The following is a 14305-nucleotide window of genomic DNA, read 5'->3' on the forward strand; positions in this document are numbered from 1 at the left end:
AAAAGCATTGGGTATCCAATGCTTTTTGTTTTGAATTAATGTTGAAATTTGATACAATTTCGTGAATATGCGATGAGTTTTCAACATTCAACGGTAAACAACGATATATATAAAGGAGATTGATGTATGACAGAATTTTGGGAAGCAAGTTTTATAGAAAATCAAATGATGTGGGGATTTGAAGCTGCAGATTCCGCAATTTTGACGAAGGATTTTTTCCTTGAAAAGAAAGTGAAGGATATATTGATTCCTGGTATTGGGTACGGTAGAAATGCAAAGGTTTTTATTGATAACGAAATACAAGTAACAGGTATTGAAATTTCAAAAACAGCGATCGAATTGGCGAGGGAAAATGAAATTGATGCCAATTTATTCCATGGTTCAGTTACGGATATGCCTTTTGATAACAAACTGTATGATGGCATATTTTCTTATGCACTTATTCATTTGTTGAATAAGGATGAGAGAGAGAAGTTTATTAAAGATTGTTATAGTCAGTTAAAACCGAACGGATATATGATTTTTACTACTATTTCTAAAGATGCCCCAATGTTTGGGAAGGGGAAACAACTGGGTAAAGACTACTTTGAAATAATGGAAGGGGTAAAAATGTATTTTTATGATGTTGACTCGGTAAAACAAGACTTTGGAAAATATGGACTGATAGAAACTACGGAAATTTTGGAGCCACATAAAAATATGGCAAGTAAACCTCCATTTAAATTTATAATGATCAAATGTCAAAAAACACTATAATTACAATTGTGTAAAAAATAGTGAAAGGTTATTTAATAAGCTTGATGTGTAAGCTACTCACTAATTATTCTTTAAAGGCGAAGTAAGGGAAGTCAAATGGCATCCCTTACTTCGCTTAATTTAGTTTAAAACATGTTTTAAACTTCCAACGAATTATTTGTTATATAATGGAATTATTGAAGCGTGAGAGGGGTGATTATATGAGTACAACATTAAGAGGGGTCATATACACAATACTCATTATTTCTATAATATTAATAATTTTTTTAGGTTACGGATTATATTTGTATTTTAAGTGAAATGATAACTGAACCAAAGGAAAGATAAAATAATTGCTGTGTTAAATAGAGTAAAACACAAACCGCTAATATAATTGCTATAACAGCAAAAGTTACTATGAAATATGCGAAAGGAACTACGTAATCTACTCCAACTCTTTCTAAAATAGGGAGAAAGAGATTCATATTTTGTTTGCTTCACTTTTTTTGGCACTCTACAGCTAGATGGTATTACTGACACGTACAAGTTATCAACAATCTTTATGTTGAAAGAATCTTAGCGTACGAAATTCGCGTTTTGTTGGTGCGACCACATCTCTATTAAGCTAACAGATGCAATCACCTTCAACTATCCCTTATCAGATACAAGGTAACAGATGTTTTTATAATTTGAAAGACGAGGAAACGAACTTGGAGGGAGTATTGGAAGCATACAATAAATACATTGAGGGGGCATGTTTGAGAAGATTAAATCAATGGAAAAGGAAATGATTCTTAAGTCTGGGATATGGACCTATCCTCCCGTTCTAATTAACTAAAAGAAGAACTTCCCCATACCGATTAGACTACTAAGCATTCCTATTCCATTCATGGTGCCTTTTCCTACTGTAAGTAAGTTTCCAAGCATTCCTGCCTGACCGTTACCTCCGTTATTCCCCCATCCCATGGGACTTACCTGTCCTCCCCATCCTGGAGGGTTTCCAAAAACACCCGAGTTATTGGTACTAAAGTTAAAAGCCTTGGCTGGCGGCGATAGTAAAGCGGCAAGATGCCCTTGTGCGAACATCCCTGTATGATTGAATGGTTGAGCCCAAGGGAAGGGGGGTTTTTGAAAATTGAAACCTGAACCTGCATGGCCTGATAATGGAGCCCAATTAGCAGGATGTCCTTGGGGCATCATCCCCGCATAATTGTTTGGCTGGCCCCAAGAGAAGGGGGAGGGCTGGGGATTGAAACCTGTATAATCGGCTGATGAATCCCAACCAACTGGATAGACTCGATAACTCCAATTCCCAGGAATCTTCAAACCATTCATTCCTTCAGCTTTAGTTATTTGGAGCTGTGAATATAATGATGCCATTGAAATTTGGTTATTATATTGTTCCCCGTTTCCCTTTGAATTCAAATACCAATATTGGTGCATACGCTTATTCCCCTCACTTTAAAAATGTAATGTTAGACTTAGCCTATGTAATATTCTTTTTTATGGATAGTTACATAACTAGATCTACAAGCCCGTATTTAAAGGAATGGGTGCGTGGTCTTGTTGATTTATCCCGATATTTGTGGGCAGTAAGACCCCCGCCTCAAAATTCAGCGAAAGCAAAGAAGTTAGATGGGGGTTGGGCTGCCTGTAAAAGCCCCACTGATTAAAGTTTCACTTTATTTTAGAAGAGGATTTTCAGTTGCTCCTTTTGTTTATTTCAGGCCTAATTTAATTTCCGTTAACAAACGTGTTTATATATTCATTCAAAATCTTATTTAAATGTTTATAAAGGTTTAATCAATAAAAAAGATTTTAAAATGTTATGTTGAGCAAATGGAATTGCTAAAAAGAGAATATCCATTCGAAGAGTTTGGCAAAATACTGCAAGGATAATGTATTCATGTGCAGATATGCAAATGATTTAAACTAATCAATGAAATTTATAATGAAGGAGCAAATAAATATATGAGTGAAACATTACATATAAGAAAACCACCATATTTAATGCTTGTAATCCTTTTTATTGGGGCATTTGTTTCATTTCTAAATAACTCGCTTTTAAATGTAGCCTTGCCATCAATAATGAAGGATTTAGATATTAAAGATTATTCAACGATCCAGTGGCTTTCTACAGGGTATATGCTTGTAAGTGGTATATTAATTCCGGCATCAGCATTTTTAATAACCCGCTTCTCAAATAGGAGCTTATTTATTACATCCATGGTAATTTTTATTCTTGGTACTGCCTTAGCGGCTTTAGCGCCGAACTTTGGTTTATTACTTACTGGCCGAATGGTTCAAGCAGCAGGTTCTTCAGTCATGGGGCCTTTGTTAATGAATATTATGCTAGTAAGCTTCCCAAGAGAAAAACGGGGAACAGCAATGGGGATTTTTGGATTAGTTATGATTACAGCTCCAGCAATTGGACCGACACTATCAGGTTATATTGTAGAGTATTATGACTGGCGTTTGCTCTTTGAAATGATTTTACCGTTAGCGATTATTAGCTTACTGTTAGGGATTTGGAAATCTGAGAATGTCATGAAACAAAACAAAAATGCAAAACTTGATTATCTCTCATTACTATTATCTTCTATCGGTTTTGGCGGTTTGTTATATGGGTTCAGTTCTGCAAGCTCAGATGGTTGGACGGATAAAGTTGTCTTAACAACTTTAATCATAGGCGCTATTGCCCTAATTTCATTCATTATCCGTCAATTAAAAATGAATGAACCGTTATTGGATTTACGTGTTTACAAGTACCCAATGTTTGCACTTGCGTCTGTAATTGCAATTGTCAACGCGGTGGCCATGTTTTCGGGTATGATTTTAACACCAGCTTATGTACAAAACGTCCGTGGCATTTCGCCGCTGAACTCTGGGCTGATGATGCTTCCAGGTGCGGTAATAATGGGGGTTATGTCACCAATAACAGGTAAACTATTTGATAAATATGGCCCTCGGATTCTTGGCATAGTAGGACTTTCCATTACAGCTGTTTCAACTTATATGTTGGCAAACCTGCAAATCGACTCTAGTCACACACATATTATTCTTATTTACACACTGCGGATGTTTGGGATGGCGATGGTGATGATGCCGCTTATGACAAATGGCCTTAATCAATTGCCAACTCGCTTAAATCCGCACGGTACGGCTGTTAATAATACAGCTCAACAAGTGTCTGGTTCGATTGGTACTGCTATTCTTGTTACGATTATGAATTCTGTAACAACAACAAAAGCTGAAAGTCTAATGTCTGATGTAGATCCAACAACCTTCACAGAAGCTACGAAGGCAATAGTAACTCAGAAGGCTTTATTATCTGGAATTCAATATTCATTCTATGTAGCGCTTGGCATGAATGTTGTTGCACTACTATTAGTTTTTTTCGTTAAACGTGTAGATACAAGCGCGGAAGCTGTCGAGAGGTTAAATCGGTAGGGAAAAATAAAACTCTAGATAATGATTCCTAGAAGTTTTTTTGCTGCTAAGGCGCCGGTATTTAAAGCTGGAAAAGAACTAAAAGAAGCAGTGAAATAATTATATAGTGAAAGAGGACCTGATGTTCATATCAGGTCCTCTTTCATTAGTAACACGGTATACTTGCTTATCGTATTGGTTTAACTAAACTACTGATTTTTCGAATACTACAATCTTAAGCTCGTCACCTTCTTTATTTTGAGGTGTTTTAGTAGAAAATTAATCAAAATGAGCGTTTTATAAACAAATACAAGAGATGACATCCGTTTGCAATTTCTCATAAACGTTAATAATTCGCTTCATTTTAAGTTAGTATTTTTTCTGCAAGTTATAAATCTAATGCCAACAAACAACTTAGATTACCAACTTTATAAGCAATATCATAATCATGAATAGTTAGGGAAAAGATAAAATAAGGTAATCAATTACATATCTTTATCCCAGGCGATTCATTGCTATCTTCTCTTTATTGAATGGGATATTTTATTTCATGCTTTTTTGAAAGGGTGTTTTTAATGGAAAAAAAAGTATCTGCCATTCCTCAACCGAAAACATATGGACCGCTGGGGAATCTCCCGTTAATCGATAAAGATAAACCGACCTTATCCTTTATCAAGCTAGCGGAAGAGTATGGCCCCATTTTTCGAATTCAAACTTTAAGTGATACCATCATTGTCGTTTCGGGACATGAACTGGTAGCAGAAGTCTGTGACGAAACACGGTTCGATAAAAGTATAGAGGGTGCTTTAGCAAAGGTTCGTGCTTTTGCTGGGGACGGATTATTTACAAGTGAGACTCACGAGCCTAACTGGAAAAAAGCTCATAATATTTTGATGCCTACATTCAGCCAACGGGCAATGAAAGATTACCATGCCATGATGGTTGATATTGCCGTACAACTCGTTCAAAAATGGGCACGACTTAATCCAAATGAAAATGTAGATGTTCCGGAGGATATGACCCGCCTTACATTGGATACAATTGGTCTATGTGGTTTTAATTACCGATTTAATAGCTTTTATCGTGAGACCTCTCATCCTTTTATCACTAGCATGAGCCGTGCTCTAGATGAGGCGATGCACCAATTACAGCGACTGGATATAGAAGACAAACTCATGTGGAGAACGAAACGTCAATTTCAGCATGATATTCAATCCATGTTTTCTTTAGTAGATAATATTATTGCTGAACGTAAAAGTAATGGAAATCAGGAAGAAAATGATTTACTTTCCCGTATGTTAAATGTGCAGGATCCGGAAACTGGGGAAAAATTAGATGATGAAAATATTCGTTTCCAAATTATCACTTTTTTAATAGCTGGGCATGAAACAACAAGTGGATTGTTGTCTTTTGCAATTTATTTTTTATTAAAGAATCCGGATAAATTGAAAAAAGCCTATGAAGAAGTAGATCGGGTTTTGACAGATCCTACTCCAACATACCAACAAGTTATGGAACTTAAGTATATCCGGATGATTTTAAATGAATCGCTACGTCTATGGCCTACTGCTCCAGCATTCAGTCTCTATGCAAAAGAAGATACAGTGATTGGTGGGAAATACCCAATTAAGAAAGGAGAAAATCGTATTTCGGTTCTTATTCCACAGCTACATAGGGATAAAGACGCGTGGGGGGACAATGTGGAAGAATTCCAACCTGAACGATTTGAAGAGCTGGATAAGGTTCCTCATCATGCTTATAAGCCATTTGGAAATGGTCAGAGAGCATGTATCGGTATGCAGTTTGCACTTCATGAAGCCACTCTCGTAATGGGAATGCTTCTTCAACATTTTGAATTAATCGATTATCAAGACTATCAGTTGGACGTAAAACAAACATTAACGCTAAAGCCCGGTGATTTTAAGATTAGGATTCTACCCCGAAATCAAACTATCAGCCATCCTACTGTTCTTGCACCTATAGAGGAGAAGCTGAAAACTCATGAAATCAAGCAGCAAGTTCAGAAGACTCCTTCTATTATTGGAGCCGATAATCTTTCGCTTCTTGTTCTGTATGGCTCGGATACAGGGGTAGCAGAAGGTATTGCAAGAGAACTAGCAGATACAGCTAGTTTAGAAGGTGTTCAAACGGAAGTAGTAGCTCTTAACGATCGAATTGGAAGTCTGCCAAAAGAAGGAGCGGTTCTTATTGTAACTTCTTCTTATAATGGAAAGCCACCAAGTAATGCAGGGCAGTTTGTGCAGTGGTTGGAGGAATTAAAGCCGGATGAGCTAAAAGGTGTTCAATACGCAGTTTTTGGTTGTGGAGATCATAATTGGGCTAGTACTTATCAGCGGATTCCAAGATACATTGATGAGCAAATGGCTCAAAAAGGAGCAACAAGATTTTCTACACGTGGAGAAGCGGATGCAAGTGGTGATTTCGAGGAACAACTCGAGCAATGGAAACAAAGCATGTGGTCTGATGCGATGAAGGCATTTGGATTGGAACTCAATAAAAATATGGAAAAAGAGCGCAGTACTTTGAGTCTACAATTTGTCAGTCGTCTTGGAGGATCTCCTCTTGCGCGAACATATGAAGCAGTTTATGCATCTATATTGGAAAATCGTGAACTCCAATCATCCAGCAGTGATAGAAGCACGCGACATATCGAGATATCCTTGCCAGAAGGCGCTACGTATCAAGAAGGAGACCACCTTGGGGTGCTGCCAATTAATAGCCAGAAAAATGTCAACCGAATTTTAAAACGCTTTGGATTAAACGGGAAGGATCAAGTCATACTGAGCGCAAGTGGGCGCAGTGTAAATCACATACCTTTAGACAGTCCTGTTAGTTTATTTGACCTTCTTAGTTATAGTATCGAAGTTCAAGAAGCAGCCACTCGGGCACAAATACGAGAAATGGTGACATTCACAGTATGTCCTCCTCATAAAAAGGAATTGGAATCATTATTGGAAGAGGGAGTTTATCATGAACAAATATTAAAAAAACGTATTTCAATGTTGGATCTTCTTGAAAAGTATGAGGCTTGTGAAATCCGATTTGAACGCTTTTTAGAACTTCTTCCTGCGCTCAAACCGCGTTACTATTCTATTTCAAGCTCTCCACTCGTTGCACAGGATCGTCTGAGCATTACGGTTGGTGTTGTTAATGCGCCTGCATGGAGTGGGGAAGGGACATATGAAGGAGTCGCTTCTAATTATTTAGCTCAGCGTCATAATAAAGATGAGATTATCTGTTTCATTCGAACGCCACAATCAAGCTTTCAATTACCTGAAAATCCAGAAACACCAATTATTATGGTTGGGCCAGGTACTGGAATTGCACCATTCCGTGGATTCTTACAAGCGCGTCGTGTTCAAAAGCAAAAAGGCATTAACTTAGGACAAGCGCATTTATATTTTGGTTGCCGTCATCCTGAAAAGGATTATCTCTATCGTACAGAACTAGAAAATGATGAAAGAGATGGATTGATTTCTTTACACACAGCTTTTTCTCGCCTAGAAGGAAATCCGAAAACATATGTACAGCATTTAATAAAACAAGATAGAACCAATTTAATTTCGTTATTAGATAATGGAGCTCATCTTTATATATGTGGTGATGGAAGTAAAATGGCTCCGGATGTAGAAGATACCCTTTGTCAAGCATATCAAGAAATTCATGAAGTCAGTGAACAAGAAGCAAGGAATTGGTTGGATCGTGTGCAAGATGAAGGGCGATACGGAAAAGATGTTTGGACTGGAATATAAAGTATTCTTAATTAGATAAGTAATACTTAACTAATGAACTTCTTTCGACTAAGTGTTACTTTAAAAAATAAACTTATTTATAAAAATCCCGTATTTTTTATGGAATACGGGATTTTCCTGTTTTTTAATAAGCTGGACTGATATTGTAGAAAAAGAAAAAATCTTATATGAAACCAAAGCTATATAATCTTAGCTTGAAGGGCACGGTGTTAATCAATTTCTTGACACGATTTGAAATTTATAATATAAAACTTTGCGCACTGGCTAAACAGTTTTTAGCACAGTGTCAAATCGCTGGGGGGAATTTATCAAATTAGGTATACCTTCTATAGCCTATGGAATGAATTTTGCCGTCGAAAAATAATAGGTAATTCATTTGACAATTAGATGGAACAAACTTGTTACTTAGGTTGTCTATTAAGTATACGTATAAAACAGGTGTTCATGATAGTTCGCTCATTTTATGAAAAGTGAGATGCAAGAAGATTGATATCCGATACACTCTTTAATTGTATCGATATGTATAACACCTAGAAAAAAACCATATATTCTTGAAAGAGGTTGAAAATGTATGATAGTCTTAAACAAGTTTTTTAACATTTTACATTACAAAAAGATGGTACCTGTATTATTTCTTTCATGTGCAACGCTTATAGGCTGTTCCGATAGTAATACTCAATCTGAATCCCCTAAACAAACGAAACAAACAAATCAAATCAAACAAGAAAATATTGGTAATGATTCTTTTGCTAAACTTGAAAAAGAATTTGATGCTAAACTCGGTATTTATGCATTGGACACTGATACGAATCAAACCGTTACTTATCAATCAGATGAACGGTTTGCATACGCATCTACCCACAAAGCTTTAGCCGTGGGAGTACTTTTACAAAAGAAATCAATAGAAGATCTAAATCAAAGAGTTTTGTATAATCGTGAAGATCTTGTTAATTACAATCCAATTACAGAAAAGTATGTTGATACAGGTATGACTCTGAAAGAGCTTGCAGATGCTTCCCTTCGATATAGTGATAATACTGCACAAAATCTTATTCTTAAACAATTAGGTGGACCTAGTGAATTCAAAAAATCACTGAGAGAAATAGGAGATACCGTTACAAATCCTGAACGTTTTGAACCAGAGTTAAACGAAGTGCATCCAGGAGACGCCCATGATACTAGTACCCCAAAGGCATTAGCTACTAGTCTTCAGGCTTTTGCGCTAGGAGATATACTTTTAACTGAGAAACGGGATTTATTAATAGATTGGATGAAAAGGAATACTACGGGAGACAACTTAATTCGTGCTGGAGTTCCAGGAGGATGGGAAGTAGCTGATAAGACTGGCTCGGGATCTTATGGAACCAGAAATGATATCGCAATTATTTGGCCACCAAATAAAAAGCCAATTGTTCTTGCGATACTTTCTAATCATGATAAAGAGGATGCTAAATATGATGATAAGCTTATTGCAGAAGCAACCAAAATAGCGTTAGATGCTTTAAAAGCGACAAATAAATAATAATAGTAATTAGTTATTAAAATTTCCCCGTTTTTCCGTCACAAAACTGTGACGGTCTTTTTGTGTATTTTAAAAGGAATCGACTTAAGTAAAGAAAAAAGATAGAAACAATCCCTATTGAATTTATTAATTAAGTAACAGTAAATATACGCTTTATTGGATACTTATTGCATTTGAGAGGGTAGGTAAGATATCATCTTTTTTACATAAGTAAAATATTAAATAGCAAATGAACTTTAAAAATTGCGCCTAAATTAAAGGAGAGTACGTTATGAATACAATCATGATTGTAGAAGATGATATGAAAATTGCTGAATTACTGGGAACTCATATAAAAAAATATGGATACCAAAGTGTTATTATAGAGGATTTTGAAAATATCTTAGAAATATTTCAAGAGATAAAACCAGATTTGGTGCTATTAGATGTAAATTTACCGAATTTTGATGGTTATTATTGGTGTCGCCAAATACGAGCTATTTCTACTTGTCCAATTTTATTTCTATCTGCAAGGAGTGGAGAGATGGATCAAGTTATGGCTTTAGAGAATGGTGGTGATGATTATATTACAAAACCTTTTTATTATGAAGTTGTAATGTCTAAAATCCGTAGTCAACTCAGAAGAGCATACGGTGAATATGCTCCTAAAGTAAAAGAACGAATAGTTGAGCAATCAGGGTTATTCCTGTTCCCAGAAAGAATGGAACTTCAACTAAATGATAAGACAATTTTACTTACTAGAAAAGAAACAACTTTATTAGAAATATTGATAACAAAGTCACCGCTCCTTGTAAAACGTGAAGTGATTTTAGAACAACTATGGGATAGTTCATATATAGACGAAAATACATTGAGTGTAAATATAGGTAGAATTAGAAGGAAACTGCAAGATTTAGGTATTGAAAATGCACTGGAGACAGTTCGTGGTGCTGGATATCGTTTGCATGCTACTTGGGAGAAGGAAGGAAAGGAATAATGAAATTATTTTTACAAGAACATATTCCACTCATTTGTTATACATTTGCCCAATTGCTTATCATCCTATTTATATATTGGTTTGATGGTTATCCACATATTTTGACAGCATTATATTCTGTATTTTTGGGTGTTTTTTTATTAATGGGTTATTTAATATATCGTTATTATAGTCATCGTTCATTCTACAAGCGTCTATCCACACCAATGGAAACGTTAAATGAATCAATAAAAGATAGTGATTTGACTCCGTTATCAATGGCCTTAGAAACATTACTACAAACTCAATATCAATATTATCAAAACCAATTAAAAAAATGGGAACGAAAACAACAAGAACAAATGACTTTTATGAATCAATGGGTTCATCAAATGAAAACACCTCTTTCTGTTATTGAGTTAATTACACAAGATGCAGATGACTCTCGATTTGACAGTATTAATGAAGAAACGGAAAGAATCAAAAAAGGATTAGAAATGGTCTTATATGTTGCTCGTTTAGAAACATTTGAACAGGATTTTCATGTGGACAGATTGCAGTTATTGGAAATGATTGATTCTGCTATTCATGAAAATAAACGTCTATTTATACGTAGTTATGTGTATCCAGAGGTAAAAGTAGATCCGAATCTTATTGTAGAAACAGATAAGAAATGGTTTCGATTTATACTCAATCAAGTACTGTTAAATGCAATTAAATATTCATCAAGTAAGCAAGAAAAAGTAATAGTATCGGCGTGTTCAAAAGGACGAGCAATTATTTTGGAAGTAAAAGATCATGGGGTTGGTATTCCTACTGCTGATTTACCACGTGTTTTCAATCCATTTTATACTGGAGAAAATGGTAGGAAATTTAAAGAGTCTACGGGAATGGGATTATATCTTGTTAAAGAAGTATGTGAAAAATTAAATCATAAGATTGAGCTAGAATCTGAGGTAGGTAAGGGAACAAAAGTTAGAATCATATTCCCGTATGCATCTCGTTAACCGATGAAAGGTATACTTTTCATCGGTTTTTCTTGTGAATCTTACAAACTTGTTAGATAACTGTTAGGGAAATCGATATGAGACATACTATATATAGGTTACACTTCATGTATCGAAAAGAGAAATGGAAGGTGAAATACTTGTGGAGATACTACATGTTTCAGATTTAGGGAAGGTTTATCCTGGGAAAATTTCTTATACAGCATTATCCCATATTGATTTAAAAATAAACAAAGGTGAATTTGTAGGAATTATGGGACCATCTGGGAGTGGTAAAACAACGCTATTAAATATGGTGTCTACTATAGATGCTCCAACATCAGGAGAAGTATTAATTCATGGAGAAAATCCGTATCTGTTATCTCCAAATCAGCTGTCTTTATTTCGAAGACGTGAATTAGGGTTTGTTTTTCAATCATTTAATCTCCTTAATACATTGACAGTGAAAGAAAATATTGTTCTTCCACTTACGCTTGATGGTGTCAGTCCTAGAGAAATGGAAGGGAAAGTAGAAGCTATTGCTGAAAAACTAGGGATAACTGAAATATTAGATAAACGTACGTATGAAATTTCTGGTGGGCAGGCACAAAGAACTGCAATCGCACGTGCTACTATTCATAATCCGAAATTATTACTTGCGGATGAGCCTACAGGAAATCTGGATTCAAAATCTGCTAGTGATGTGATGGCATTATTGACGAAGCTTAATAAAGAAAATAGCACAACGATGATGTTAGTGACACATGATGCAATGGCTGCAAGTTATTGTGATCGGATTGTGTTTATCAAAGATGGACAGTTATACAATGAGATTTATTGTGGAGATAATCGAAAAGTATTCTATCAAAAAATTCTAGAGGTTTTAGCATTATTAGGAGGAAATGCAAATGACTTTTCGACAGTTCGCGTTTAATAACATCATTCGAAGTAAAAGAACATATTTGGCCCATTTTTTAAGTAGTACGTTTGCTATTATGATTTTCTTTACTTATGCTTTACTTGCATTTCATCCTAATTTACAAGGCGATCTTGCTACTAGTGTAACAATCAATACATTTGCAAAGTCAGGATTACAGATATCGCAGGGGTTAATATTTTTCTTCTCATTCTTCTTTATCCTATATTCTGTAAGTGCATTTTTAAAAACAAGAAAAAAAGATTTTGGAATTCTAATGCTACATGGGATGTCACGTTCACAGTTGAATAAATTAGTATTTATTGAAAATATAATAATTGGTAGCGCTTCTATTTTAACAGGAATTACAATTGGAATGGCTTTCTCTAAGTTTATCTTAATTATGAGCAACAATCTGTTAATAATTGATAAAGGACTCCCATTTTACATGCCATTTAAAGCAATTGGAATAACATTTGGAGCTTTCTTCTTACTATTTTTATTTATTTCACTTTTCACTTCTCGACTAGTAAATGTAGAGCAATTAGTAGAATTAATAAAAGCAGAGGAAAAGCCAAAGCCTGAACCAAAAGCATCCTTTTGGCTATCTTTATTCGCACTTATTTGTATGGGATTAGGATATACGGCTGTTTTCCATAGTGTTAACGCAATTCAGTACAAGGGTGCGAATTATGTATTTTTCATGATGGCGGCAGGGGTGAGCTTTGTTGTACTTGGAACGTATTTCTTATTTACCCAGCTCAGTGTGTATGTGTTACGTGCATTAAAGAAAAGGGAAAATATTTTCTTTAAGAAAACAAACATACTAATCATCTCAGATTTAGTGTATCAATTAAAAGATAATGCAAAAATGTTTTTTATGGTCACTATTATTTCTACCGTTGCCTTCACTGCAGTGGGGACTTGTATGGGATTAGGCAACTCATCCATGGCTGAATCGGAAAGTCCTTTTGCATTTACTTATCAGTCTCATAATAATAACCATTTAGAAAAAGAACATTTAAAAAAAATAGAAAGCGAACTCCATGATGGTGAGTTTAATTTCAAACAGGTGACTTATTCAATAAAACAAATTCGAGATACTCTCTATAACAATAATATATTATCAACCGTTATAAAATTAAGTGATTATAATAAGTTAGCTAAGGCATTTGGTTTTGAAAAAGAAAGCTTAAAAGATGAAAATGATAGTCTTATCATACCTTCAAAAAAAGTTGCTAATTCAAAATCTAATCAAAATAGCTTTCAATTGTTGTATAGAGATATAAAAAAAGATATGCATGTAAATAAAATACTTACTCCGAAAGAATTACAAGATACAAGAGTAACGATAATTATTGTACCAGATGCTGTATATAATCAAATGATAGTGGATCCAGAGAATTATTATTTTGAATACATTATTAATGGTTTTATTGTGAAAGATTGGGAGAAAACAAAAAAAGTTGCGGAAAATATTGTAGCTGCTTTTCAGAAGGATAATAAAGGTATAAATGAGCATATAATAGACAACGAAAAATATACATTTTCGACTTTAATTCTTACATGGATAGCGATGAAACAAGGTTTTGGACTTGCATCTATCATGAGTGTATTAATAGGTATTGTTTTCTTTACGTTTGCCGCAAGCTTTTTATATTTCCGATTATACACAGACTTAGAACGAAATCAGCAGCAATATAAAATGATAGCAAAAGTTGGTTTAAGTAAACCTGAATTAAAGAAAATTGTGTCACGTCAACTTGTATTACTATTCTTTTTACCCATTGTAATAGCAATTACACATAGTGCAGTAGCTTTTACGGCCTTACAAGAATTAGTCAATTTTTCAGTCTTGGGTAGTTCAGTTATGGTATTAATCTGTTTCTTAGTCTTGCAAATTATATACTTTTATTTTGTTCGTTCTCAATACTTGAAAAAAATGTATAAAACGATTTTTTAATTTAAATATAAATAAAAGAAGGAGAA

Annotated in this window: 9 protein-coding genes; 8 read left to right on the top strand and 1 reads right to left on the bottom strand. The window is 34.7% G+C overall.

Going from position 1 to position 14305, the window contains the following annotated elements; genetic code table 11:
- Positions 1-126 precede the first annotated feature (126 nt).
- Positions 127-756 (top strand): class I SAM-dependent methyltransferase, encoded by a 630-nt coding sequence (locus tag B5P42_RS02110; RefSeq protein WP_113733551.1) that lies wholly within the window; start codon positions 127-129, stop codon positions 754-756.
- Between the two features lie 813 nt (positions 757-1569).
- On the opposite strand, the gene B5P42_RS02115 is transcribed toward B5P42_RS02110, so the two are convergent.
- Positions 1570-2178: a hypothetical protein gene (locus B5P42_RS02115; protein ID WP_113733552.1), complete on the bottom strand. Its 609-nt coding sequence runs from the start codon at positions 2176-2178 to the stop codon at positions 1570-1572.
- Between the two features lie 528 nt (positions 2179-2706).
- On the opposite strand from B5P42_RS02115, the gene B5P42_RS02130 reads away from it, so the two are divergent.
- The 7 genes from B5P42_RS02130 to B5P42_RS02160 all read left to right on the top strand — a co-directional run bounded on the left by B5P42_RS02130 (position 2707) and on the right by B5P42_RS02160 (position 14279).
- The gene (locus B5P42_RS02130) at positions 2707-4185 is read left to right on the top strand and encodes an MDR family MFS transporter (protein ID WP_113733554.1); all 1479 of its coding nucleotides are present in this window, start codon (positions 2707-2709) and stop codon (positions 4183-4185) included.
- Positions 4186-4739: 554 nt separating this feature from the next.
- Positions 4740-7937, top strand: coding sequence for a bifunctional P-450/NADPH--P450 reductase (gene cypD / locus B5P42_RS02135; protein WP_113733555.1), 3198 nt, complete (start codon positions 4740-4742; stop codon positions 7935-7937).
- A gap of 571 nt (positions 7938-8508) precedes the next feature.
- Complete coding sequence (bla, locus tag B5P42_RS02140; protein WP_113733556.1) at positions 8509-9459, top strand: class A beta-lactamase; 951 nt, start codon at positions 8509-8511, stop codon at positions 9457-9459.
- A gap of 271 nt (positions 9460-9730) precedes the next feature.
- Positions 9731-10435 (top strand): response regulator transcription factor, encoded by a 705-nt coding sequence (locus B5P42_RS02145; protein WP_060749911.1) that lies wholly within the window; start codon positions 9731-9733, stop codon positions 10433-10435.
- Positions 10435-11421, top strand: coding sequence for a sensor histidine kinase (locus tag B5P42_RS02150; RefSeq protein ID WP_113733557.1), 987 nt, complete (start codon positions 10435-10437; stop codon positions 11419-11421). The genes B5P42_RS02145 and B5P42_RS02150 overlap by 1 nt, the downstream gene beginning before the upstream one ends.
- 142 nt (positions 11422-11563) lie before the next feature.
- Positions 11564-12334 carry an ABC transporter ATP-binding protein gene (locus B5P42_RS02155; protein ID WP_060749948.1) on the top strand — a complete coding sequence of 257 codons (771 nt, stop codon included), beginning with the start codon at positions 11564-11566 and terminating at the stop codon, positions 12332-12334.
- Complete coding sequence (locus B5P42_RS02160) at positions 12309-14279, top strand: FtsX-like permease family protein (protein ID WP_113733558.1); 1971 nt, start codon at positions 12309-12311, stop codon at positions 14277-14279. Before B5P42_RS02155 ends, B5P42_RS02160 begins: the two co-directional genes overlap by 26 nt.
- The last annotated feature ends 26 nt before the right edge of the window (positions 14280-14305 follow it).

Source organism: Bacillus sp. SRB_331, from assembly GCF_003264175.1.
GTDB classification, from domain to species: Bacteria; Bacillota; Bacilli; order Bacillales; family Bacillaceae_G; genus Bacillus_A; species Bacillus_A mycoides.

Coding starts and splice junctions, on each gene's coding strand:
- B5P42_RS02115 (WP_113733552.1), bottom strand. CDS start 2,178: ATGCACCAATATTGGTATTTGAATTCAAAGGGAAACGGGGAACAATAT.
- B5P42_RS02145 (WP_060749911.1), top strand. CDS start 9,731: ATGAATACAATCATGATTGTAGAAGATGATATGAAAATTGCTGAATTA.
- B5P42_RS02130 (WP_113733554.1), top strand. CDS start 2,707: ATGAGTGAAACATTACATATAAGAAAACCACCATATTTAATGCTTGTA.
- B5P42_RS02110 (WP_113733551.1), top strand. CDS start 127: ATGACAGAATTTTGGGAAGCAAGTTTTATAGAAAATCAAATGATGTGG.
- B5P42_RS02150 (WP_113733557.1), top strand. CDS start 10,435: ATGAAATTATTTTTACAAGAACATATTCCACTCATTTGTTATACATTT.
- bla (WP_113733556.1), top strand. CDS start 8,509: ATGATAGTCTTAAACAAGTTTTTTAACATTTTACATTACAAAAAGATG.
- B5P42_RS02160 (WP_113733558.1), top strand. CDS start 12,309: ATGACTTTTCGACAGTTCGCGTTTAATAACATCATTCGAAGTAAAAGA.
- cypD (WP_113733555.1), top strand. CDS start 4,740: ATGGAAAAAAAAGTATCTGCCATTCCTCAACCGAAAACATATGGACCG.